Source organism: Rhodococcus sp. NPDC003318, from assembly GCF_042879035.1.
In the GTDB taxonomy this organism is placed as follows: domain Bacteria; phylum Actinomycetota; class Actinomycetes; order Mycobacteriales; family Mycobacteriaceae; genus Rhodococcus_G.
Map to the genome: position 1 here is coordinate 17463 of NZ_JBIAOU010000008.1, position 21920 is coordinate 39382.

Annotated in this window: 25 protein-coding genes; 6 read left to right on the forward strand and 19 right to left on the reverse strand. The window is 68.1% G+C overall.

Features of this window, described 5'->3' with window-relative positions; all coding sequences use genetic code 11:
• Nucleotides 1-119: 119 nt before the first annotated feature.
• The 4 genes from nrdF to ACFYVR_RS14740 are packed head-to-tail and all read right to left on the reverse strand — an operon-like array spanning nucleotide 120 to nucleotide 4008.
• Complete coding sequence (gene nrdF, locus ACFYVR_RS14725; RefSeq protein ID WP_387474265.1) at nucleotides 120-1094, reverse strand: class 1b ribonucleoside-diphosphate reductase subunit beta; 975 nt, start codon at nucleotides 1092-1094, stop codon at nucleotides 120-122.
• A 37-nt stretch (nucleotides 1095-1131) separates the two neighbouring features.
• Nucleotides 1132-3318 carry a class 1b ribonucleoside-diphosphate reductase subunit alpha gene (nrdE, locus tag ACFYVR_RS14730; protein WP_387474267.1) on the reverse strand — a complete coding sequence of 729 codons (2187 nt, stop codon included), beginning with the start codon at nucleotides 3316-3318 and terminating at the stop codon, nucleotides 1132-1134.
• Nucleotides 3276-3734, reverse strand: coding sequence for a class Ib ribonucleoside-diphosphate reductase assembly flavoprotein NrdI (gene nrdI, locus ACFYVR_RS14735; protein ID WP_387474269.1), 459 nt, complete (start codon nucleotides 3732-3734; stop codon nucleotides 3276-3278). The genes nrdE and nrdI overlap by 43 nt, the downstream gene beginning before the upstream one ends.
• Before the next feature lie 40 nt (nucleotides 3735-3774).
• A complete protein-coding gene (locus ACFYVR_RS14740; protein ID WP_387474271.1) occupies nucleotides 3775-4008 on the reverse strand; it encodes a redoxin NrdH in 234 nt (77 codons plus the stop codon).
• 386 nt (nucleotides 4009-4394) lie between these two features.
• Here ACFYVR_RS14740 and ACFYVR_RS14745 point away from each other — a divergent pair, with 386 nt between their 5' ends.
• Nucleotides 4395-5228: a siderophore-interacting protein gene (locus ACFYVR_RS14745; protein ID WP_387474273.1), complete on the forward strand. Its 834-nt coding sequence runs from the start codon at nucleotides 4395-4397 to the stop codon at nucleotides 5226-5228.
• A gap of 6 nt (nucleotides 5229-5234) precedes the next feature.
• Here the strand turns inward: ACFYVR_RS14745 and ACFYVR_RS14750 are convergent, their stop codons facing one another.
• The 9 genes from ACFYVR_RS14750 to ACFYVR_RS14790 all read right to left on the reverse strand — a co-directional run bounded on the left by ACFYVR_RS14750 (nucleotide 5235) and on the right by ACFYVR_RS14790 (nucleotide 12771).
• On the reverse strand, nucleotides 5235-6047 hold the full coding sequence (locus tag ACFYVR_RS14750; protein ID WP_387474275.1) for a DUF1206 domain-containing protein: 813 nt from the start codon (nucleotides 6045-6047) through the stop codon (nucleotides 5235-5237).
• A gap of 86 nt (nucleotides 6048-6133) precedes the next feature.
• Nucleotides 6134-6733 (reverse strand): CHAP domain-containing protein, encoded by a 600-nt coding sequence (locus ACFYVR_RS14755; protein WP_387474277.1) that lies wholly within the window; start codon nucleotides 6731-6733, stop codon nucleotides 6134-6136.
• Between the two features lie 79 nt (nucleotides 6734-6812).
• The gene (locus ACFYVR_RS14760; RefSeq protein ID WP_387474279.1) at nucleotides 6813-8321 is read right to left on the reverse strand and encodes an MFS transporter; all 1509 of its coding nucleotides are present in this window, start codon (nucleotides 8319-8321) and stop codon (nucleotides 6813-6815) included.
• Nucleotides 8318-8626 (reverse strand): acyl-CoA thioesterase, encoded by a 309-nt coding sequence (locus tag ACFYVR_RS14765; protein WP_387474281.1) that lies wholly within the window; start codon nucleotides 8624-8626, stop codon nucleotides 8318-8320. The genes ACFYVR_RS14760 and ACFYVR_RS14765 overlap by 4 nt, the downstream gene beginning before the upstream one ends.
• Before the next feature lie 129 nt (nucleotides 8627-8755).
• A complete protein-coding gene (locus ACFYVR_RS14770; protein WP_387474283.1) occupies nucleotides 8756-9532 on the reverse strand; it encodes an SDR family oxidoreductase in 777 nt (258 codons plus the stop codon).
• Nucleotides 9529-9672, reverse strand: coding sequence for a hypothetical protein (locus tag ACFYVR_RS14775; RefSeq protein ID WP_387474285.1), 144 nt, complete (start codon nucleotides 9670-9672; stop codon nucleotides 9529-9531). The genes ACFYVR_RS14770 and ACFYVR_RS14775 overlap by 4 nt, the downstream gene beginning before the upstream one ends.
• 55 nt (nucleotides 9673-9727) lie before the next feature.
• Complete coding sequence (gene fabG, locus ACFYVR_RS14780; RefSeq protein WP_387474287.1) at nucleotides 9728-10486, reverse strand: 3-oxoacyl-ACP reductase FabG; 759 nt, start codon at nucleotides 10484-10486, stop codon at nucleotides 9728-9730.
• A gap of 201 nt (nucleotides 10487-10687) precedes the next feature.
• Nucleotides 10688-11914, reverse strand: coding sequence for an acyl-CoA dehydrogenase family protein (locus ACFYVR_RS14785; protein WP_387474289.1), 1227 nt, complete (start codon nucleotides 11912-11914; stop codon nucleotides 10688-10690).
• Nucleotides 11915-11952: 38 nt separating this feature from the next.
• The gene (locus tag ACFYVR_RS14790) at nucleotides 11953-12771 is read right to left on the reverse strand and encodes an SDR family oxidoreductase (protein WP_387474291.1); all 819 of its coding nucleotides are present in this window, start codon (nucleotides 12769-12771) and stop codon (nucleotides 11953-11955) included.
• A 168-nt stretch (nucleotides 12772-12939) separates the two neighbouring features.
• On the opposite strand from ACFYVR_RS14790, the gene ACFYVR_RS14795 reads away from it, so the two are divergent.
• A complete protein-coding gene (locus ACFYVR_RS14795; protein WP_387474293.1) occupies nucleotides 12940-13413 on the forward strand; it encodes a MaoC family dehydratase in 474 nt (157 codons plus the stop codon).
• Between the two features lie 32 nt (nucleotides 13414-13445).
• Here ACFYVR_RS14795 and ACFYVR_RS14800 read toward each other — a convergent pair whose 3' ends face one another.
• Together ACFYVR_RS14800 and ACFYVR_RS14805 are read right to left on the reverse strand one after the other, a co-directional pair.
• A complete protein-coding gene (locus ACFYVR_RS14800; protein ID WP_387474572.1) occupies nucleotides 13446-14117 on the reverse strand; it encodes a TetR/AcrR family transcriptional regulator in 672 nt (223 codons plus the stop codon).
• Between the two features lie 117 nt (nucleotides 14118-14234).
• Complete coding sequence (locus ACFYVR_RS14805; protein ID WP_387474295.1) at nucleotides 14235-14927, reverse strand: TetR/AcrR family transcriptional regulator; 693 nt, start codon at nucleotides 14925-14927, stop codon at nucleotides 14235-14237.
• A gap of 131 nt (nucleotides 14928-15058) precedes the next feature.
• Between ACFYVR_RS14805 and ACFYVR_RS14810 the strand changes: the two genes are divergently transcribed.
• Complete coding sequence (locus tag ACFYVR_RS14810) at nucleotides 15059-15892, forward strand: putative protein N(5)-glutamine methyltransferase (RefSeq protein ID WP_387474296.1); 834 nt, start codon at nucleotides 15059-15061, stop codon at nucleotides 15890-15892.
• Nucleotides 15893-15933: 41 nt separating this feature from the next.
• Here ACFYVR_RS14810 and ACFYVR_RS14815 read toward each other — a convergent pair whose 3' ends face one another.
• Complete coding sequence (locus tag ACFYVR_RS14815; RefSeq protein WP_387474297.1) at nucleotides 15934-16704, reverse strand: DUF899 family protein; 771 nt, start codon at nucleotides 16702-16704, stop codon at nucleotides 15934-15936.
• Nucleotides 16705-16833: 129 nt separating this feature from the next.
• On the opposite strand from ACFYVR_RS14815, the gene ACFYVR_RS14820 reads away from it, so the two are divergent.
• Nucleotides 16834-18183, forward strand: coding sequence for an APC family permease (locus tag ACFYVR_RS14820; protein ID WP_387474298.1), 1350 nt, complete (start codon nucleotides 16834-16836; stop codon nucleotides 18181-18183).
• Here the strand turns inward: ACFYVR_RS14820 and ACFYVR_RS14825 are convergent.
• A complete protein-coding gene (locus tag ACFYVR_RS14825) occupies nucleotides 18180-18626 on the reverse strand; it encodes a DUF732 domain-containing protein (protein ID WP_387474300.1) in 447 nt (148 codons plus the stop codon). The two genes, ACFYVR_RS14820 and ACFYVR_RS14825, sit on opposite strands and share 4 nt — an antisense overlap.
• Nucleotides 18623-20086, reverse strand: a complete 1464-nt coding sequence (locus ACFYVR_RS14830; protein ID WP_387474302.1) for an APC family permease — start codon at nucleotides 20084-20086, stop codon at nucleotides 18623-18625. Before ACFYVR_RS14830 ends, ACFYVR_RS14825 begins: the two co-directional genes overlap by 4 nt.
• A gap of 236 nt (nucleotides 20087-20322) precedes the next feature.
• Here ACFYVR_RS14830 and ACFYVR_RS14835 point away from each other — a divergent pair, with 236 nt between their 5' ends.
• A complete protein-coding gene (locus tag ACFYVR_RS14835; protein WP_387474304.1) occupies nucleotides 20323-20622 on the forward strand; it encodes a hypothetical protein in 300 nt (99 codons plus the stop codon).
• 118 nt (nucleotides 20623-20740) lie between these two features.
• Nucleotides 20741-21235, forward strand: a complete 495-nt coding sequence (locus tag ACFYVR_RS14840; RefSeq protein ID WP_387474306.1) for an FBP domain-containing protein — start codon at nucleotides 20741-20743, stop codon at nucleotides 21233-21235.
• 85 nt (nucleotides 21236-21320) lie between these two features.
• On the opposite strand, the gene ACFYVR_RS14845 is transcribed toward ACFYVR_RS14840, so the two are convergent.
• Complete coding sequence (locus tag ACFYVR_RS14845) at nucleotides 21321-21884, reverse strand: NADPH-dependent FMN reductase (RefSeq protein WP_387474308.1); 564 nt, start codon at nucleotides 21882-21884, stop codon at nucleotides 21321-21323.
• Nucleotides 21885-21920: the final 36 nt, after the last annotated feature.

Here is a 21920-nt window from a genome sequence, read left to right on the forward strand (position 1 = left end):
GTTCGACGCTAGCCCCGACACCGACACGCGTGAAGTGCCCGAAACGGCCGAAAGTGGCCGTCGTTCGCGTGAACCGAACGACGGCCACCTTCAACCGCGGAAATGTGCGAGGCGCCGGGTCAGAAGTCCCAGTCCTCGTCCTCGGTGTTGACGGCCTTGCCGATGACGTAGCTCGATCCCGAGCCGGAGAAGAAGTCGTGGTTCTCGTCAGCGTTCGGCGACAGCGCCGACAGGATCGCCGGGTTGACGTCCGTCTCGTCCTTCGGGAACAGGCCCTCGTAGCCGAGGTTCATCAACGCCTTGTTCGCGTTGTAGCGCAGGAACTTCTTGACGTCCTCGGTGAGCCCGACCTCGTCGTAGAGGTCCTGCGTGTACTCGACCTCGTTGTCGTACAGCTCGAACAGCAGCTCGAACGTGTAGTTCTTGAGGTCCTCGCGCTCCTCCTTCGTGAGCTGCTCGAGGCCCTTCTGGTACTTGTAGCCGATGTAGTAGCCGTGCACGGCCTCGTCGCGGATGATGAGCCGGATGAGGTCCGCGGTGTTGGTGAGCTTGGCCCGCGACGACCAGTACATCGGCAGGTAGAAGCCGGAGTAGAACAGGAACGACTCGAGCAGCGTCGAGGCGACCTTCCGCTTGAGCGGGCTGTCGCCGTTGTAGTACTCGAGGACGATCTCGGCCTTGCGCTGCAGGTTCGGGTTCTCCTCGGACCAGCGGAACGCGTCGTCGATCTCGCGGGTCGAGCAGAGCGTCGAGAAGATGCTCGAATACGACTTCGCGTGCACCGACTCCATGAACGCGATGTTGGTGTACACCGCCTCCTCGTGCGGGGTCAGCGCGTCGGGGATGAGGCTGACGGCGCCGACGGTGCCCTGAATGGTGTCGAGCAGCGTCAGGCCCGTGAAGACGCGCATCGTGAGCTGCTTCTCGTTCGCGGTCAACGTGTTCCACGACGGGATGTCGTTCGAGACCGGCACCTTCTCCGGCAGCCAGAAGTTCCCGGTGAGGCGGTCCCACACCTCCGCGTCCTTCTCGTCCGGAACCCGGTTCCAGTTGATCGCCGACACCCGGTCGATCAGCTTGATCTTCTGGCTCACGATGCCCTCACTCCGTTCGAAAAATCGTTAGCAAGCGTCACAACATGCACGAGACGCAACCCTCCACCTCGGTGCCTTCGAGAGCCATCTGCCGCAAGCGGATGTAGTAGAGCGTCTTGATGCCCTTGCGCCACGCGTAGATCTGCGCCCGGTTCAGGTCGCGGGTGGTGGCGGTGTCCTTGAAGAACAGCGTCAGCGACAGGCCCTGGTCCACGTGCTGGGTGGCTGCGGCGTAGGTGTCGATGATCTTCTCGTACCCGATCTCGTACGCGTCCTGGTAGTACTCCAGGTTGTCGTTCGTCAGGTAGGGCGCCGGGTAGTAGACGCGGCCGATCTTGCCTTCCTTGCGGATCTCGATCTTCGACGCCACCGGGTGGATGGAACTGGTGGAGTTGTTGATGTACGAGATCGACCCGGTCGGCGGGACGGCCTGCAGGTTCTGGTTGTAGATGCCGTGCTCCTGCACCGACGCCTTCAGCTCACGCCAGTCGTCCTGGGTGGGGATGTGGACGCCGGAGTCGGCGAACAGCGTGCGCACCTTCTCGGTCTTCGGCTCCCACACCTGGTCGGTGTACTTGTCGAAGTACTCGCCGGACGCGTACTTCGACTCGGGGAAGCCCGCGAAGTACGAGCCGCGTTCCTTGGCGATCTCGTTCGACGCCCGGATCGCGTGGAACACCACCGTGTAGAAGTAGATGTTCGTGAAGTCGATGCCCTCGTCGGAGCCGTAGTGGATCCGCTCACGCGCCAGGTAGCCGTGCAGGTTCATCTGCCCCAGCCCGATGGCGTGGCCCTCGTCGTTCGCCTTGCGGATCGACGGGACTGAGTCGATGGACGTCTGGTCGGCGACCGCGGTGAGCGCGCGGATCGACACCTCGATGGTCTGCGCGAAGTCCGGCGAGTCCATCGCCTTGGCGATGTTCAGCGAGCCGAGGTTGCAGGAGATGTCCTTGCCGACCTTGCTGTAGGTCAGGTCGTCGTTGTACTCCGACGGCGTGGAGACCTGCAGGATCTCCGAGCACAGGTTCGAGTGGGTGATCTTGCCGGCGATCGGGTTGGCCCGGTTCACGGTGTCCTCGTACATGATGTACGGGTAGCCGGACTCGAACTGCAGCTCGGCGACGGTCTGGAAGAACTCGCGCGCCTTGATCTTCGACTTGCGGATCCGCTTGTCGTCGACCATCTCGTAGTACTTCTCGGTGACGTTGATGTCGGCGAACGGCTTGCCGTAGATGCGCTCGACGTCGTACGGCGAGAAGAGGTACATGTCCTCGTTCTTCTTCGCCAGCTCGAACGTGATGTCCGGGATGACGACACCGAGGGACAGCGTCTTGATGCGGATCTTCTCGTCCGCGTTCTCGCGCTTGGTGTCGAGGAAGCGGTAGATGTCGGGGTGGTGCGCGTGCAGGTACACCGCGCCCGCGCCCTGGCGCGCACCGAGCTGGTTCGCGTACGAGAACGAGTCCTCGAGCAGCTTCATGATCGGGATGACACCGGAGCTCTGGTTCTCGATCTTCTTGATCGGGGCACCGTGCTCACGAACGTTGCTGAGCAGCAACGCAACTCCGCCGCCGCGCTTGGACAGCTGCAGCGCCGAGTTGATGGCGCGGCCGATGGACTCCATGTTGTCCTCGATGCGCAGCAGGAAACAGGAGACGGGCTCGCCGCGCTGCTTCTTGCCGGAGTTGAGGAACGTCGGGGTGGCCGGCTGGAACCGGCCGGAGATGATCTCGTCGACCAGGTGCGTCGCGAGCTGCTCGTCGCCGGCGGCGAGGGTCAGCGCGACCATGCAGACGCGATCCTCGAACCGCTCCAGGTACCGCTTGCCGTCGAACGTCTTGAGCGTGTACGAGGTGTAGTACTTGAACGCGCCGAGGAACGTCGGGAAGCGGAACTTGTGCGCGTACGCGCGGTCGATCAGCTCCTTGACGAAGTTGCGGGTGTACTGATCGAGAACCTCACGCTCGTAGTAGTTCTCCTTGATCAGGTAGTCCAGCTTCTCGTCCTGGTTGTGGAAGAAGACGGTGTTCTGGTTGACGTGCTGGAGGAAGTACTGGTGCGCCGCCTCACGGTCCTTGTCGAACTGGATCTCACCGTTGGGGCCGTACAGGTTCAGCATCGCGTTGAGGGCGTGGTAATCGAGCTCCCCCGCGGACGAATCGGGTCGTGCCGTAGCTCGCTCTACACTCCCAGCCGGGGCTGCGTCTGTGATGGTCGGTGCCACTGTTCACTCTCCATGAAGTCTGCGAGGCCCTGGCGCACTGCGTCGACGTCCTCGGCTGTTCCCATTAGTTCGAAGCGGTACAGGTACGGGACCCGACACTTCTGTGAAATCACGTTTCCGGCATAGCAGTACGACTCGCCGAAGTTGGTGTTGCCAGCAGCGATCACCCCTCGGATGAGGGAACGATTGTGCTTGTTGTTCAGAAACCGGATGACCTGCTTGGGGACGTAGCTCGTGTCCCGGCCGGTCACCGTCGTCCCGCCACCGTAGGTGGGCAGGATCAGGACGTACGGTTCGTCGACCTCGAAGGTCCCGTCACGGTCGTGGATCGGAATCCGGGCGGCCGGGATCCCCAGCTTCTCCACGAAGCGGTGAGTGTTCTCGGACGCGCTGGAGAAGTAGACCAGCGAAGTCACAGCCGATCATCTCCGTAAGTCGGTTCGGGGTGGGATCCGTTCAGGCGGCGCTCGTCGCGAGCGTCTTGATCCGGTCGGGCCGGAAACCGGACCAGTGCTCGTCACCGGCGACGACGACGGGAGCCTGCAGGTAACCCAGGGCCATCACGTAGTCACGCGCCTCCGGGTCCTCGGAGATGTCGATCACGGAGTACTCGACACCGGCCTTGTCGAGCGCCCGGTAGGTCGCATTGCACTGAACGCACGCCGGCTTGGTGTAGACGGTGATGCTCATGTAAGTCCTCTTCCCCTGGTCTTACGAAATGGTCAGTGACAGTGACGCGGAAACCTGGTGTCGCGGTACTGCGGGGCATGGTGAACACGACCGCCGACAGCGGGATCGTGACGCCGTGCGTGACGCCAATCTCACCTACTGGAGCAGCCCTTCGGCCTGCAATTCTCGACCGTTCCGGCTCTGCCCTCTCGGTGTCCTAGACACTACACCTAGTGTCCGACATTCCCGCAACACGCGAGATGTTGTGAACCACATTCGTGAAATTCCCAGGTCGTAAGCCTTTGCGCAGGTCACCGGCGCGCCTCCGTCAGCGTGTCCCAGGACACATGCGCACCGGGTCCGCCCCGCACTCGCTGCGAAGGTTCTGGTGAGCCTAGGGTGGGCGGGTGACGACACCGGACGAACCGCGGCTGCCCGCCCGCGTGACCGACGTGACGACCCTCTCACCGAGCCTGCGCCGAGTCCGGCTCGGCGGCCCCGACCTCCGCGACTGGAGCACCAGCGGCGACCCCGACGAACGCGTCCTGATCGCGTTCGGTGACGATCCCGAGCACGGCCACCGCCGCAGCTACACCGTCCGGGCGTGGGACCCGGACCGTCGTACCGTCGACGTCGACTTCGCGGTGCACGCCGGCGGCGCCGCGGCCCGGTGGGCGCGGACCGCGGTGCCCGGCACTCCCGTACTGCTGTCCTCCCCCAAGGGCTGGTGGAATCCTCCCGCCGGGGCGCGGCGCCTGCTCCTGCTCGCCGACCTGACCGCGCTGCCCGCCGCCGGCCGGATCGTCGAGTCCCTCGGCCCGGCCGCCACCGTCCGTCTCGTCGCCGAGGTCCCCGACGAGCGCGACCGACAGGAGTGGGACACCGCCGCCGATCTGAGGGTCACCTGGCTCACCGGCACCGGCAACGGCGGCTCGCCCAGCGCGTTGCCGCAGGCTATCGCCGACCTGCCCGGGCTCGCCGACGTCGAGTACCTGTGGTTCGGCGGCGAGACCGGCGCGTCCCGGCGCGTCCGCACCCTCCTGCGCCGCACGCTCGGCTGGTCGCCCGACCGCTACCACGTGATGGGGTACTGGCAGGCCGACAGGGAGGCCTGGCTCGAGCGGTACGCCGAGGTCGAGGAACGGATCGAGGCACTGACGGCGCGCGAGCTGGCGTCCGGCCGGACCCTCGAGGAGGTTCGCGACGCCATCGACGACGCACTGACCGCGGCGGGGCTGTAGGCCGCGTCACATCCGTGCGTATCGGGCCATGACGAAGCTGTACAGCCCGTACGCGGCGATGCCCGCGCCGGCCGCCACCAGGAGGAACTGCCCGAACGGGGCCTGACCCAGCGTCTTGACCGCAGCGTCGATGCCGGTGGCCTTGGACGGGTCCGACCGCAGGGTCGCGACGATCACCAGGATCCCGGCGCCCACGATCACCAGCCCCTTGGCCACATAACCGACCACCCCGAGCGGCTCGACGAGTTTACTGCCCGAGGGCTTCAGGTCGTCGAGGAAATTCTTCGACGCCCCCTTGTACACGTGGTAGCCCCCGATCGCGATCGCGATCAGTCCCACCACGATCAGCACCGTCTTGCCGCCGGCCGACTCCATGAGGCGGGCACTGAGCCCCGCGTTCTGTTCCCCGCTGGACTTCCCGCTCCCCCGCGCGAACTGGTATGCGGAGTACGCGAGCGCGAAGTAGACGACGGCCAACCCGAACGCCTTGGCGCGGTCGACGAGCGACGAGTCGTCCTCCTGGGTGTGCTCGGTCGCGTGGGGTCCGATCACGGTTTCCGCGAGACGCCACAGTCCCATCGCGACGAACGCGACGACGGCCACCCACAACACGAACTCGCCCCCGGTGGTCGATGCCAGCGTGCCCAGCGCTCCCGACTGATCGGCACTGCCGCTGTCACCGAACGCCAGCCGGATGACGATGTACCCGATCAGCAGATGCACGAACCCGCTCATCACGTGCCCGCCACGCGCCGCCTGCTCGAACGCGGTGCTGTCGGTGGCCCTGTCGACCGCACGATTGAGGTTCTTCTCGATCATGATCCACCCCCGGGTGTCGGGATTCGACGCCGCGAGCGGCCTCGTTCGACGGTGGTTACCCACAGCGGGCGAGGTTCATCCCTGGCTCACGCCACGGGCAGGCGCCCGAATCCGACGACCGCCGAGTCACCGGCCCAGTCGACGGTGTGGACGCGGATCCGGCCCATCTCGTTGCCGCCGACCGTCGTCGCGGTGTCACCGTCGACGGCGACGACGATGTTGGTGTGCTGGCCCACCCAGCTGCTGTTGTCGTAGAGCACGACATCCCCGACCCCCGGCCGGTAGCCGCCCTCGACGGGCGCGAACCGACCCTGCGACTCGTAGTACGCCTGCAGGGTGTAGACGCCGGGAATGCGCCAGTGGCCGGAGTTCGGATTCGACAGCGGCATGCCGGACTCGCGCATGATCCAGCTGACGAAGTCCGCGCACCACGGCTCCTCGACTCCCTCCGAGTAGAAGGTGCCGGGCCGTTGCGCGTCGTGTTCGGTCTCGAGCAGATCCACCACCCTGGCCTGCTCCGCGGACAACGCGGTGCGGTCGACGTCGGGGAAGTCGGTGGTGTCCCAGGGCAGGTAGCGGCTCGGCACCGCCCAGAGCACACCCGCGACGACCACGACGAGAACGGCGAGTGCCGCCGTCGCCCCGGCGAGCGCACGGCGACGGACACGGGTGGCGGTCGTCGTCATGAATTCACTGTAGCCAGCACGGAAGTGTGGGTTTCCTCCCGGAAACCGGGAGGAAACCCACACTTCCGGTCCCGGTGACTCAGCCCTGCCCCGACCCCAGTCCGCCGACCGTCCCCCACTCCCCCGCGAGGGCGGTCGCGTCGACCTCCGCCTCCTCCTCCGGGGTGGGCAGCCGCACCGCGGGTCCGGACGCGAACACGGTGAGCAGCATGGCCAGTGCGGCGGCCGCGGCGCCGACCCCGAAGACGATCACGAACGCGACCTCGCGGGGCACGGTCGTTCCGGACACGGTGAGCGTCGCCAGCACCGTCGACACCAGCGCACTCGACAGGGAGCTGCCGACGGTCCGGGCGATCGAGTTCACGCTGTTCGCGATGCCGGTCTCGGCCCGCGTGACCTCTGCGACCAGCATCGCCGGCAACGCGGCGTAGGCGAGGCTGATGAAGACCTGGACGGCGACCATCGCCCCGATCACCGTGGCGGTGGCGTCGTGCCACACGGCGATGACGACGAACCCGGCGACGCCGATCAGGCAGGCCACGATCATCAGGGTGCGCGCACTGAAGCGGTGCATGAGGCGTCCGCTCACCGCCGCCGCGACCACACCCGCCAGCGCCCCGGGCAGCAGGTACACCGCGCCGGCCTCGAGGACGCTCGCACCGAATCCGTAGCCCGCCACACCCGGTGGGGTCTGCACGAGATACGAGCAGGCCAGGAACGACACGAACATGGCGGCGCCGACGAGCAGGGCGGTGAGGTGGGCGACGAGGACCGGTCGATGGGTGAGCATCCGCGGCGACACCAGCGGCTCGGGCACGCGCCTCTCGAACACGAACCACCCTGCGAGGACGACGATTCCCCCGACCGCGCAGGCGAGCGTCGCGGGCGTGCGCCAGCCCCACTCGCCGCCCTGCGACAGGGCCAGCAGGACCAGCACCAGCCCGGCGGCGAGCAGCACGGCACCCGCCCAGTCCAGCGACCCGGACGCGGATCGGGCGCGAGCCGGGATCGCGAGCGCCGCGGCGGCCAACGCGACGGCACTGACACCGGCCGCCAGCCAGAACACCCGCCGGTAGTCCGCGTCGTCGTGCACCAGCAGTCCGGTCACCACCATCCCGATGCCGCCACCGACACCGAGGGTGCCGGACAGCAGCCCCATTCCGCCGACGAGTCTGTTGGGCGGGAGTTCGTCGCGCAGGACGGCGATGCCGATCGGGAAGAGCGCGAACGACACCCCCTGCAGCACCCGTCCGACGATCAGCCACGGCAGTGACTGGGTGAGCGCCGCGAGCAGCGACCCGCACAGCACCGCGGTGAGCACACCGATCATCACCGGGCGCTTGCCGCGCAGATCGGCGAGACGCCCGAGCATCGGTGTGCACACCGCCGCGGCGAGCAGGTTCGCGGTCAGCACCCAACCGACCGCCACGCTGTCGACACCGAGCTGAACGCCGATGTGCCCGACGATCGGGACGACCATCGTCTGCAGGATCGACACGGTCATGACGATGAAGCACAGGGCGGGCAGCATCAGTCGGGGCGCACGCCGGGTGTCGGGTTCGGTCGAGGTCGCGGAGATCGCCGTCACTGCTCGACCCCGGTGCGTGCGAACCGCACCAACCCCTCCCGCGCGGCGGCCGCGACAAGCCGCCCCGCTGAGTCGAACAACCGCCCCGACACCAGCGCCCGTCCGGACTCCGACGACGGCGACGCCTGGTCGTAGACCAGCCAGTCGTCCGCGCGGAAGTCGCGGAAGAACCACAGCGTGTGGTCGAGGGACGCGCCCTGCAGGGGCCGGTCGGGGGAGAACCCCTCGTCGCTCGGGATCGGTCGGGAGCGGAACGTGTCCGGCTCCTGTTCCTCGAGGTCGAGGATCTCGTCGAGGTGTGCCACGACAACCTGCCTTTCACACTGTGCGCGCGCAGACCGGCCCCTGCCGACGGCGCGACCGCCGGGGGTCGGTTCGCACCCCGAACCCACCCCCGGCGACCGATCTGCTGTGCACCCACGTTCGCACACGCGTCAGCGGGTGCCGCTGATACCCCCGTCGACCGGGATCACCGTCCCGGTGAGATAGGCGCCGGCCCGGGACGACAGGAAGATCGCCGTGCCCGCGATGTCGTCGGGGCTGCCGAGGCGGCCGAGCGGGACATTGCCCTCGACAGCGGACTTCAGCTCGGGATCGTCGAGGAGGAACGCCGTCATCTTCGTCGGGAACGGTCCCGGCGCAATGGCATTGACCGTGATGTGTTCGCCGGCCAGTGTCCCCGCCAGCTTCCGGGTGAGCATGTGCACCGCCGCCTTCGACGCCCCGTAGGAGAAGTTCTCCGTCCCCGAGACGACGATCCCGTCGATGGAACCGACATTGATCACCCGCGCCGGGCTCTGGGCACTCGCCGCCGCCCTCAGCTGCGGCAGCAGCTTCTGGGTGAGCAGGAACACCGACTTGACGTTGACGTTCAGGATCTTGTCGAACCCCGCCGCGGGGAACTCGTCGATCGGGGCACCCCATGTCGCGCCTGCGTTGTTGACGAGGACGTCGACCCGGTCGACGGTCCGCGCCACGAACGCCGCGAGGTCGGCGACACCCGCCTCGGCGGCCAGGTCGGCCGGGTGGGAGACCACGTCGCCGAACGCGGACAGCTCCGCGGCGGCCGACGCACAGGCGTCCGGCTTGCGGGACGAGATGATCACCCGCGCACCGGCTTCGGCGAAACCTTTCGCGACCATCAGCCCGATGCCGCGGGTGCCGCCCGTGACGACGACGTTCTTGCCTGCAACGTCGAACAGTCCGCTCACAGCGCGACCTCGAACGTCCGCCCGCGGCGCGAGGCCTCCGGCAGTCCGGCGCGCAGAAGCGTCTGCCGCGCACTGTCGTTGCCGGTCGAATCCTCGCCGACCGGTGCTCCGGTGGTCGAGACGACGACTTCTTCCCTCATGGGAACTCCTTCGGGCTCCGCCCGGTGGTGCGGCGGAGGCCAGGTCGGGGTTGGATCAGTCCCGCGGGCCACCGGCGACGTAGATGACCTGACCGGAGACGAAGCCGGCGCCCTCGCTGGCGAGGAACGACGCGGTGTTCGCGATGTCCTCCGGCTGCCCGACCCGGTTCACCGGGATCTGCGCTGCCGCAGCGGCCTTGAACTCCTCGAAGCCGACGCCGACCCGCTCCGCGGTGGCGGCGGTCATCTCGGTCTCGATGAAGCCGGGAGCGATCGCGTTGGCGGTGACGCCGTACCGTCCCAGTTCGATCGCGAGGGTCTTGGTGAAGCCCTGCATGCCCGCCTTGGCGGCCGAGTAGTTGACCTGGCCGCGGTTGCCGAGCGCGGAGACGCTGGACAGGTTGACGATGCGCCCGAACTTCGCGTCCACCATGTACTTCTGGACGGCACGGGTCATCAGGAACGAGCCGCGCAGGTGCACGTTCATCACCGAGTCCCAGTCCTCGACCGTCATCTTGAACAGCAGGTTGTCCCGGGTGATGCCGGCATTGTTGATCAGCACGGTCGGCGCACCCAGTTCGGTGGCGACCCGCTCGACGGCGGCAGCGACCGACGCCTCGTCGGCGACGTTCGCGCCGACGGCCAGCGCGGACCCGCCCGCGGCCTCGATGGCGTCGACGGTGCCGACACACGCCGACTCGTCGAGGTCGATCACGGCGACCGCGTAGCCGTCGGAGGCCAGCTTCCTGGCCACCGCGGCACCGATACCCCGTGCACCGCCGGTGACGATCGCGGTCCTGCGTTCTTCAGTCATGGGCTTCTTCCTCTCACTTGTGAATTCCGATTCAGCGGCTGTGCCGCCATATGGACGTTAGATGCCTGCAGTTTCGTCTGTTTCACGGGCCTTGTGAACGAGGAAATCGATCCGCTCGCCCATCGACGTCCCGGCAGCCGCCGTGTCGGCCGGCGTGGCCCCGGCCCGGTGGATCACCGCCTCAGGCACCCCGGACACGGATCAGACGCCTTCCGGTCGCAGATCGCGGTACCGGCGCAGTTCCCCGCGGGCGATGGCCCGCTTGTGCACCTCGTCCGGGCCGTCGGCCAGCCGCAACGTCCGCAGGTGCGCATACGCCATGGCGAGTGGGAAGTCGTCGGTGACACCGGCGCCGCCGTGCACCTGGATGGCGCGGTCGACGATCTTCAGCGCGATGGCCGGGGCCGCGACCTTGATGGCGGCGATCTCGGTCTGCGCCTCCTTGTTGCCGACGGTGTCCATCAGGTACGCGGCCTTGAGGGTGAGGAGGCGGATCATCTCGATGTCGATGCGCGCCTCCGCGATCCAGTCCTGGATGTTGGCGTTGTCGGCGACCGGCCTGCCGAACGTGACGCGGGACTGGGCGCGCTTGCACAGCAGTTCGAGTGCCCGCTCGGCCATGCCGATCGAGCGCATGCAGTGGTGGATCCGGCCGGGACCGAGGCGGGCCTGGCTGATCGCGAAGCCCTCACCCTCCCCCTTGAGCAGGTCCGTGGCGGGCACCCGGACGTCGGTGAAGTCGATCTCGGCGTGGCCCTCGCGGTCCTGGTAGCCGAACACCGGCAGGCCGCGCAACACGGTGACGCCGGGTGCGTCGATCGGCACGACCATCATCGACTGCTGCCGGTGCGGCGCCGCGGTCGGGTCGGTCTTGCCCATCACGATCATCACCTTGCAGTTGCGGTGAAGGGCGTTGGAGGCGAACCACTTCCGGCCGTTGAGGATGTAGTCGTCGCCGTCCTTGACCATCGACAGCTCGACGTTGGTGGCATCGGAGCTGGCGACCGCGGGCTCCGTCATCGCGAACGCGGACGCCATGGTGCCGTCGAGCAGCGGCTTCAGGTACTTCTCCTTGTGCTCCTCGGTGCCGAAGAGCTCGAGCACCTCCATGTTGCCGGTGTCGGGGGCGTTGCAGTTGCACGCTTCGGACGCGATGTGGCTGCGGCCCATGATCTCCGCGAGGGGTGCGTACTCGAGGTTGGTCAGTCCGGCGCCGGTGCCGGGGTGCGGGTGGAAGAGGTTCCACAGGCCCCGCGCCTTCGCCTCGGCCTTGAGCTCCTCGAGGATCGGCGGCTGGAAGTGCGGGTCGCCGGACTCGCGCATCTGCTCCTCGTACACCGCTTCGGCCGGGTAGACGCGGGAATCCATGAAGTCCTGCAGTTCCGTCTGCAGCCGCTGGGCGCGTTCCGAGAGGTCGAACAGGGACATGAGCACTCCTGACTGAGGGAGGGGAGAAATCGACGTCGTCAGCCCTGCTCGAGCAGGGAAGCCTGGTAGCGGCGCATGCCGCGCAGCCACCGGTCGTAGTCGGCGCCCTTGCGGCGGTACATGTCGAGCACCTGCGGGTGCGGCAGGATCAGGAACCGCTCCTCGTCGATCGCGGCGAGGGTGTCGGCGGCGACCCGGGCCGGCTCGAGCACGTCACCGGCGGACGTGACCGCCTTCGCCGCAGCGGCGGTGAGTCCGCGGTCGGCGTTCTCGTCGGGGAAGAGCAGTTTGGTGTTCACCCCCTGCGGGCACAGGCAGCTGACCTTCACACCCTGATCGCCGTAGGTCACGGCGAGCCATTCGGCGAAGCCGACGGCGGCGTGCTTGGTGACCGAGTAGGTGGCGGAGCCGATCTGGGTGAGCAGGCCGGCGGCGGACGCGGTGCTGACGAAGTAGCCGTCGCCGCGCTCGACCCATCCCGGCACCAGCAGGCGAGCCGCACGGATGTGGGCGCGCAGGTTCACGTCGAGGGAGAGGTCCCAGGCGGCCTCGTCGGCGTCGAGTCCGGGTGCACCGCTGATGCCCGCGTTCGCGAAGTACATGTCGACGGGCCCGAACTGCCGCTCCGCCAGGGCGATCAGTTCGCGGATGGCGTCGGCGTCGGAGACGTCGGCACCGGCCGCGGCGGCCGTGCCGGGGCGGGCGGTGTTGATTTCGTCCACGACCTTCTGCGCGGTGTCCGCGTCGAGGTCCGCCACGACGACGCGGGCACCTTCCCCGACCAGGGCGTGCGCGAGTGCGCCTCCGATTCCTCCACCCCCGCCGGTGACGACGGCCACCTTGCCTGCAACCTTCACCTGACGAGCCCCGCTTTCGTGTCGATCGTGCGCGCCGCCGGAACCGCCGCAACAGGGCCGACCCGCAGCTCGCCCCGTGCACGACCACGCGGACGTGATCCAGCTCTCGTCACCATGTATAGTTGAATCCGGCGTCATATTCAACCGATGCGACCCTCAGGGAGACTCATGGACACGACCACCCTTCCCGTCCGCCCGACCTCGGCAGCCGACCTGACCGCACTGACCGGTAAGGAGCTCGGACCCACCGAGTGGTTCGAGGTCACGCAGGAGCGGGTGAACGCGTTCGCAGACGCGACCGAGGACCACCAGTGGATTCACGTCGATGTCGACAAGGCCGCCGCCAGCCCGTTCGGCGGCACCATCGCGCACGGCCTGCTCACCCTGTCACTCGGCCCGTACCTGGCGAGCCGGTTGCTGTCCTTCACGGGCTTCGCACACGGACTGAACTACGGCTACAACAAGGTTCGCTTCCCCGCGCCGGTTCCCGTCGGCTCACGGATCCGGATGCGCGCGACCGTCGTGGCCGTCGAGGAGCTCCCCGGCGGAATCCAGGTGACCACCTCCCAGGTGATCGAGCGCCAGGACTCGGACAAGCCCGTCATGGTCGCCGAATCGGTCGCCCGCGTCGTCGCCGGCTGACCTCCGAACACGAGATCCCCGGCCGCCGGACCTCAACCGCGGTCGGGGAAGCGAAGGGCGTTCGCCCACAACCGGGTCACGGTGAACACCAACTCGTCGAGGTCGTACTCGCGACCGTCACCGTCGACCTCCCCCGACACGAACACCGCGTAGGCCAGGCGGCTGACCATCCCGGACAGTGCCCGCGAGGCCGTCATCGGGTCCACGTCGGGATCGACAATTCCCCGCTTCTGCAGGTCCGCGATGCCGCGGGCGTTGCGGGCGATGAACGTCTCGGCCCGCTCGGTGCGGAACCGACGGAACTCGGGATCGATGTGCGCAACCTGCTCCATCAGCCCCATCAGCTTCGCGTTGCGTCGATACGCGGTCAGGTACGCCCGGTTGCTCGCCTCGAGAACGTCGTAGGGGTCGTCGGAGTCCGCCACCCGACCGACACCGGGGTGAAGCATGTCCTGCTTGGCCTCGTCGAGGATGGCGGCGAACACTTCCTCCTTGTTGGCGAAGTAGGTGTAGAACGTGCCCGTCGCGCAGTGGGCCTGTCCGGTGATGTCGGCGAGCCGGGTGTCGAGGTAGCCGTCCCGCTCGAAGACCACCCGCGCCGCGGCGACGAGCGCGGCGCGCGTCCGGACGCCGCGCGGCGTGGGCGGCAGGTCGCGCTGCGGCGCCGACGGGCCGGCGTGGCCTGCGCTGCCGTCGTCCCCCACGGTTGCCCTCACCACACCGTTTATACATGAATATGGCGTCATATTCGACAACGGGGTGGCCGGCGCCCGTACGCGAGTTCGGTAGCCCTGGCGCCCGAACTAGCGCACAGGTGACGCTCAGGAGCGGGGCATGCGGAGCGCGTTGACCCACAGTCGGGTGGCGGTGGCGGTGAGCTCGTCGAGGTCGACCGGACCGGCTTCGCCCGCGAAGTCGCCGGTCACGTAGTAGCCGAACGCGAGTCGGCTGATCATGCCGGAGAGGGCACGCGACGCGAGGAGCGGGTCGACCTCGGTGTCCGCCAGACCACGCTCCTGCAGCGCGGCGATGCTGCGGGCGTTGCGACGGATGAAGGCGTCCGCCCGCTTCTGGCGGAGCTTCCGGAACTCGGGGTCGATGTTGGCAACCTGTTCGAGTAGCCCCATCAGCTTCGCGTTACGCCGGTAGGCCTCGAAGTACGCGCGGTTGCTGGCCTCGACGATCGCGGCGGGGTCGTCCTCGTCGGCGACGTGCGGCATGCCGGGATGCATCATGTCCTCTTGCGCGATCTCGAGGACGGCGGCGAAGATCTCCTCCTTGCTGGAGAAGTAGGTGTAGAAGGTGCCCGCCGAGCATTTCGCCTGCTTGGTGATGTCGATCAGCCGGGTGTCGAGATAGCCGGCGCGCTCGAACACCGTGCGCGCGGCGGCGATCAACGCCGACCGGGTGCGTAGCCCGCGCTCGGTCGTCGGAAGCTCGCGGAGCAGCGCGGAGTTCGCCATCGACGGTGGCGAATTCTCGCGGCCCTCGTGCGCTGCGGCAGATCGTGACATGCCCACAGTTATAGCAACGCGCAGACCTGGGACGATTCATCCGCCCACCGATACCCGACGCGCACCGGGAGGACGCCCCCGGGTGGGTCGATCACGGAAATCGGATGCGCACACCGGGCCCGTGATCCACGATGATGGAGCCCACCGAGCCCCCGGACGATCGAGGACCCGCCACGTTCACCCCGTCGACACCCCTGGACCGAGTGGTCGCGACACTGCGCGCCGCCGGATGCGTCTTCGCCGAGGACGAGGCGCGACTGGTGCTGGACGCGGCGCTCGACGACGAGGAGCTCGCCGGGATGGTCGACGCCCGGGTTGCCGGGCGCCCGCTCGAACAGATCCTCGGCTGGGCCGAGTTCTGCGGGCTCCGCATCATCGTCGAACCCGGCGTGTTCGTTCCCCGCCGCCGCACCGAGTTCCTGGTCCACCGGGCCGCGGCACTGCTGTCCGCCGAGGAGTCGGTCGTGGTCGACCTGTGTTGCGGGTCGGGAGCGGTGGCCGCGGCCCTGGCCTCGACGTCGACGTCGACGTCGACGTCGATCGTGGTGCACGCCAGCGACATCGATCCCGTGGCGGCGCACTGTGCGGCGCGGAACATCCCGTCCGGCAGCGTGCACTGCGGCGACCTGTTCGACGCCCTGCCACCCACCCTGCGCGGCCGCGTCGACGTGCTCGTGGTCAACGCCCCGTACGTGCCGTCCGACGCCATCGGGACGATGCCACCGGAAGCGCGACTGCACGAACCGCGCACCGCACTCGACGGCGGCGCCGACGGGGTCGACGTGCACCGCCGCGTCGCCGCCGGGGCACCCGACTGGCTCGCGCCGGGCGGCCACCTGCTGATCGAAACCAGCGAGCAGCAGGCGGGACTGACCGCCGACGCGTGCGAGCAGGCCGGGCTCGATGCGTGTTCGATTCACGACCCCGACCTCGGCGCGACCGTCGTCGTCGCGCGGTGCCGATAGCTCACGCCGACCCGCGTGCGCCCGCGACGGTCACACGTCAGTCAGGACGTTCTCCGCGGCCGAGCGTGTGAACGGGGGGCCGCGCCGGGGCGGGTCCACTGCGGCACGGGGCGACTGGTCGGCCCCCAGGTGGCGTTCCCGTCGGCGTCCGCCCGCCAGTACCAGCACGGCGACCGACCTTCCGGCCAGCCCTCGGGATGGGCCTGCCACGCCTCGCCGCGGCCGTAAGGCGTCATGTCGAGCAGCCCGAAGGATCCGTTGACCGGCTCGTTGCCCCGGCCCGTCGTGGAGTAGGTGAGGAATGCCCGGTCGCCGTCACGCAGGTAACAGGTGACGAAACCCATGCCGCCGCCGACCGGTGGAGCGACGTCACGCACCGAGTACCACGGCTGCTCGTAGCCCATGAACTCGACGTACGCGGCCACCTCCTCCCACCGGCCGGTGGTCAGGACCGCGAACGAGACACCGCGGGCATTGAGATAGACGGCGTCCTTCACGTGCCAGGCGGTCGTGGTGCACCCCTCGCACTGGCCCTGGTGCGGCGCTCCGTCGTACCACATGTGCTTGTAGACCACGAGCTCGTCGCGGCCCTGGAACAGGTCCAGGAACGGGACCGGGCCGTCCGGGCCGACGACCCGGACGCTCCCGTCGAACTCCACCATCGGCAGTCGCCGCCGGGCGGCGGCGAGGGCGTCGCCCTCACGGGTGTGGGCCTTCTCGCGGACCAACAGCTCGTCGCGGGCGGTCTGCCAGGTGTCGAGGTCGACGATGGGCGGCCGGCCCGGCAGCGGGTCGTGTGGCGTGGGCGTCATGGTGTCCTCCGAGTGGGCTCGTTGCGGTGCGGCGTCCCGCGACGCCGAGGACGGTGCCGAGAAGTCGAACGGCGAATTGCACAGCCGAAAATCAGCGACCCGACCAGTATGGGCGAGGACCATGGATCCATGGGCAGCACTCTCTCCGGCGGGTCTGGCGGTGCAGACGAGGGCGCCGGCCGCTCCGGTGGTCCCGCGGCCGGCGATTCGTCGGCGACGATGACCGTGCGCGGAGCCGCGTTCCTCGGAGTCGGATCGATGGTCGGCGCCGGTATCTTCGCGCTCCTCGGTGAGGCCGGAGCCGTGGCCGGGTCGGCGGTGTGGGTCTCGTTCCTCGTCGCCGGGATCGTGGCGACTCTGCAGGGCTACGCGGTGGCGAAACTCGGTGCGCGGTACCCGTCCTCCGGTGGCATCGTGACGTTCCTGCTGCAGGCCTACGGCCGCGGTCACACCACCGCCATCGCGTCGTGGTTGCTCTACTTCGCCGCCGTCATCGTCACCGCCATGGTCGCCGTGTCGTTCGGAAGTTACGGTGCCGCACTGCTCTTCGACGACTCCGCGCTGTGGAGCAGGATCCTCACCGGTGCCGTGGTCGTGGTCGTGGCGGCGGTCAACGTCGTGGGCGCGACTCTCCTCGACCGCGTCCAGACGACGATCGTCGTGCTCCTGCTGGCCGTGTTCGCGGTCTTCGTCGTCGTCACGCTGACCGAGATCGATCCCAGCCTGCTCGCCCGCTCGACCTACCCGCCGGTGGTGGACATCATCTCGAGTGTGGCGCTGACCTTCTTCGCCTATCTCGGCTTCACCGTCGTCAGCTTCACCGGCGGCGATCTCCCGAACCCGAACCGCACTCTGCCGCGCGCGATGTACCTGGCACTGGGCATCACCATGGCCCTGTACATCCTGATCTCGGTCGGAGTCTTCGGCACCCTCACCGTCGACGAGGTGATCGCCAACGGCGAGACCGCCCTCGCCGTCGCCGCCCAACCCGCGCTCGGGGACGCCGGCTTCGCCATCATGGCCTTTGCGGCGCTGCTCGCGACCTCGTCATCAGCGAACGCCAACCTCTACGCTGCTACCGGTTCGACCGCGAAGCTGGCCGAGTCCGGCTCGTTCCCGCCGGTGTTCGGCAAACACGTCAGGATCGGCGGCACGGGCGGGCTGGTCATCACGGCTGCGCTCATCCTCCTCCTGGCCCTGTTCGTCGATCTGACCGCGATCGCGTCGCTCGGCAGTGCGGTGGCCCTGGCGATCTTCCTGGTGACCTCGATCGGCGCGTTCCGACTGCGGAAGGAGATCAGGGCCCGCACCTCGATCCTCGTCACCGGGATCGTGTTGACCGCGGTCGTGCTCGCCGTGTTCGCTGTCCAAACCCTGCTGACGGCGCCGGAGACGTTCGCAGGGATGATCGCGATCCTGGCGTTGGCGATCGGCCTCGAGCTCGCGTGGGATCGCCGACGACGACGCACCGTGCCCTAGTTCTTCACCACACGTGCGGTTTCGAGGTCGTCGACGAACTCCTGGAAGTCCGCGAGTTCGTCGGGGCAGTAGGTCTTGATCGCCAGCAGCTGCCCCTGCAGCAGCCGACTGTCCGTGATGATCGGCCGGCTGCCCGGGCCGCCGGAGCCGTTGGCGAGCTGCGCCGCCAGGGTGGCACGTGCGAGGGCTTCGTTCGGGTGGTCGCACACCGCACCGCCGTCGTCCCCGAACACCCGGACGATCTGGTCGTGCGAGGGTGCCGTCAGGCCCGCCGCCTGGAGTTCGGCGGTGAACTGGTCTGCCTTCTCGTCCGCCTGTCGGGAGGACTCTGCGGCACTGTAGGAGAACAGGGCGATCACCAGCAGCACGACGACGACGAGGCCGGCGACGACGTAGAGCGTCGCCCGACCGTCGGGTGGTGAGGCATTCCGGTCGGTCGTCATGACGGGCTCCAATCCGGTTGCTCGGGCTGCTTCCAGGCGGGCTTGCGCAGGCGGTAGAACAGGAACGGCACCAGCAGACCCAGACCGAGGGCGCCCGCGGCGACGAACAGGAAGTACACCCCGGCGTTGCCGCCACCGAACTGGGAGGGCGGGACGAAGCCGATGAGCAGCGCGGCCAAGGAGGCGGCGAACCCAACTCCGCAGAGCCCGACGAGCATCGGCGCTCGGTAGCCACGCGGATGGTCGGGGAACTTGCGGCGGAGCCGGACGGCGGCGACGAACATCAGCAGGTACATGATCAGGTACACCTGGGTGGTGATCACCGAGAAGATCCAGTATGCGCTCGACACGTCCGGGATGAACGCGTACAGCAACGCGATCACCGTGGTCACGAGTCCCTGCGTGACAAGGATGTTCTGTTGCACGCCACGCTTGTTGACGCGCTGCAGGAAAGGGGGCAGGTAGCCTTCCTGCCGCGAGATCAGCAGCAGACCCTTCGACGGGCCTGCCAGCCAGGTCAGCATGCCTCCCAGCGAGGCCGTCACCAACATGATGCCGATGACCGGAGTGAGCCACTGCCACCCGAACTGTGCGAACACGGCGTCGAATGCCTGCATCACCCCGGCCGTCAGCGACAGTTGCTCGGCGGGCACCACCCAGCTGATGGCGAGCGCCGGCAGAATGAAGATCAGCAGCACCAGCGCCATCGCGAAGAACATCGCCCGGGGAAACTGTTTGGCCGGGTTTCGCAGCGACGAGACGTGGACCGCGTTCATCTCCATGCCGGAGTACGACAGGAAGTTGTTCACGATTAGGACCAGGCTGGCGATCCCCGCCCACGCGGGAAGCAGGTTGTCGGCGGTCATCGGCGCCGCCGACGGATTGCCCTGCCCGAGGAAGACGATGCCGAGCACGACCAGCAGCACCCCGGGGACCAGCGTCCCGATGATCAGCCCACCGCTGGCCAGGCCGGCGACGCCCTGAGTGCCGCGGGCGGAGATGAAAACACCTGCCCAGTAGGCGATCATGATGACCAGCGCGGTCCACACACCGTTGCTCGCCAGGCTCGGGTTGATGACGTAGGCGAGAGTGCTGGCGACGTACCCGAGCAGGCTCGGGTAGTAGAAGATGGTCATCGCGAACTGGCACCACACGGCCAGGAACCCCATCGGCTTGGAGATCCCGAGGGCCACCCAGTTGTAGACGCCGCCGCTCCACCCCGACGCCAGTTCGGCCGACACCAGTGACGTCGGCAGCAGGAACACGATCGCGGGCACCACGTAGAGGAAGACGCAGGCGAGTCCGTACACCGCCATGGTCGGCGACGGCCGAAGGCTGGCAACCGAACTGGTTGTCATCAGCGCCAAGGCGATCCAGGAGATCCAGGCGGCGGCGGGCGGTCGACCCCCGGGTGGGGCCGATCCCGGCGGAACGTCCGAGGAAGCATCCGTGTCACTCATCACGACCACCCCAGTTCAGGATCGGATTCCGCGCACTCGCCGATCTACAGCGGGATCTCGCTGCCCGCCTGCGCGAGCATGCGGCAGGTACCCCAATTCGGCTGTGCCAGTGTGTCACCTGCGCTCGCCGAACACGGTGCGATCGTGATTGCATCACAGTCTCGGTTCGGTGAACGACTAGTCTTTTCTCCCACACCTCCACGCCGCGTCACCCCGGATCGGCTACGCTGCCCGCCGTGAGCATTTCCCTGTGCGTGTTGCTGTGGGCGCGGCCCGGTGAGGAGCAGGGCCTCGTCGCGTACGAGGATCGGGTGCTCGAGCTCGTCGGCGAGCACGGCGGGCGGGTGCTGCAGCGGGCCCGCACCGACGGTTCCGGTGGGGCGCCGCTCGAGATCCAGGTGTTCACGTTCGCCTCGCAGGACGCGCTGGACGCGTACATGAACGACGAGCGCCGCGTCGCGCTCGCCGACGAACGCGACCGCGTGGTCGCCCGGACGGAACTCATGCGCGTCACGCTGAGCGACGAGTCCGCGTAGGCCACCGCGCCGGAACGGGTGGCGATTCGCGAAACCTCGTTGCGCTGCGGGTCACCCTGTCGATAGCGTCGAAGCTGTCGCCACCCGCACCCACAGACACGAAGGACACGTTCGAGGCATGCTGCCCGTCACCGAAGCCGACATCCGGGCCTCGTTCGTCAACTGTTCGAAGGGCGACGCCAATAGACTCACGGTCCCCAAGGACCTGACCGAACGCCCGTGGGAGGATCTGGACTTCCTCGGCTGGGGTGATCCGACGCTGCGCGGCCGCTGCTACATCGTGGTGCCGGGAGAGGACAATCTGAGTCTGACCGGCGTGGCCCTCCGGTACTCGACCGGAGGCAACGGCAGGGCGCAGATGTGCACGATCTGCAAGACCACGCACACCGGCGGAGGCGTCTCGCTGATGACGGCGCAGAAGGCGGGCGAGTCCGGCCGGCGCGGCAACACGATCGGCATCTACATGTGCACGGACCTCGCGTGCTCGCTGTACGCCCGCAACAAGCGCCGGCCCGCCGCAGGCAACCGCTACCGCGAATCCCTCACTCTCGACGAGAAGGTCGAGCGGGTGCGCGGCAACATCTCCTCGTTCGTCGCCGGCCTGCACAACTGAGAGCCCTCGCCCCCGACAGCCCCGGAATGCACGCGGGCCCGGGTGGTGCAGATGCACCACCCGGGCCCGTGGAAGCGGAACGTGGTCAGGCGTTGACGAGCTCGCCGGCAGCGGCGGCGAGGCCGGCGACGACGGCCGCAACCTGGGCCGCGACCTCGGCGTTCTCGCTCGGGTGCTTGTCCCCGAACTTGTCGATGGTGCCACCGATGGAGATGGAGACGTCCTCGAGAACGGCGCCGCCGGCGATCTTCGCGGCCTTGCGGGTGTCCTCGTGCGCCCACTGCGCGGCGTTGCCGGACGGCGACGCGCTGATCACGGCGACCGGCTTGTCCTTGACGGCACCGGCACCGTAGGGCCGCGAGATCCAGTCGATGGCGTTCTTGAGAACGGCCGGGATGGTGCCGTTGTACTCGGGGGTGACGAGCAGCAGCGCATCGGCCTCGTTGGCGGCAGCGCGGAGGGCCTCGACCGACGCGGCGACCTCACCGGCGTCGATGTCCTCGTTGTAGAACGGAACGTCGGCCAGGCCCTCGTAGACCGTGACCTCGACGCCCTCGGGGGCGACCTTGACGGCGGTCTCGGCGAGCTGGCGGTTGACGGAGCCGGCACGCAGGCTGCCGACGAGGGCGAGAACACGAGTCTGGGACATGCGCTGATCCTTCACAAAGTTCGTGGGGCTGGTTCG

Coding starts and splice junctions, on each gene's coding strand:
- ACFYVR_RS14740 (WP_387474271.1), bottom strand. CDS start 4,008: ATGAGCATCACCGTCTACACCAAGCCGGCGTGCGTTCAGTGCAATGCG.
- ACFYVR_RS14750 (WP_387474275.1), bottom strand. CDS start 6,047: ATGATCGAGAAGAACCTCAATCGTGCGGTCGACAGGGCCACCGACAGC.
- ACFYVR_RS14755 (WP_387474277.1), bottom strand. CDS start 6,733: ATGACGACGACCGCCACCCGTGTCCGTCGCCGTGCGCTCGCCGGGGCG.
- ACFYVR_RS14775 (WP_387474285.1), bottom strand. CDS start 9,672: ATGAGGGAAGAAGTCGTCGTCTCGACCACCGGAGCACCGGTCGGCGAG.
- fabG (WP_387474287.1), bottom strand. CDS start 10,486: ATGACTGAAGAACGCAGGACCGCGATCGTCACCGGCGGTGCACGGGGT.
- ACFYVR_RS14785 (WP_387474289.1), bottom strand. CDS start 11,914: ATGTCCCTGTTCGACCTCTCGGAACGCGCCCAGCGGCTGCAGACGGAA.
- ACFYVR_RS14795 (WP_387474293.1), top strand. CDS start 12,940: ATGGACACGACCACCCTTCCCGTCCGCCCGACCTCGGCAGCCGACCTG.
- ACFYVR_RS14805 (WP_387474295.1), bottom strand. CDS start 14,927: ATGTCACGATCTGCCGCAGCGCACGAGGGCCGCGAGAATTCGCCACCG.
- ACFYVR_RS14810 (WP_387474296.1), top strand. CDS start 15,059: ATGATGGAGCCCACCGAGCCCCCGGACGATCGAGGACCCGCCACGTTC.
- ACFYVR_RS14815 (WP_387474297.1), bottom strand. CDS start 16,704: ATGACGCCCACGCCACACGACCCGCTGCCGGGCCGGCCGCCCATCGTC.
- ACFYVR_RS14820 (WP_387474298.1), top strand. CDS start 16,834: ATGGGCAGCACTCTCTCCGGCGGGTCTGGCGGTGCAGACGAGGGCGCC.
- ACFYVR_RS14825 (WP_387474300.1), bottom strand. CDS start 18,626: ATGACGACCGACCGGAATGCCTCACCACCCGACGGTCGGGCGACGCTC.
- ACFYVR_RS14830 (WP_387474302.1), bottom strand. CDS start 20,086: ATGAGTGACACGGATGCTTCCTCGGACGTTCCGCCGGGATCGGCCCCA.
- ACFYVR_RS14840 (WP_387474306.1), top strand. CDS start 20,741: ATGCTGCCCGTCACCGAAGCCGACATCCGGGCCTCGTTCGTCAACTGT.
- ACFYVR_RS14845 (WP_387474308.1), bottom strand. CDS start 21,884: ATGTCCCAGACTCGTGTTCTCGCCCTCGTCGGCAGCCTGCGTGCCGGC.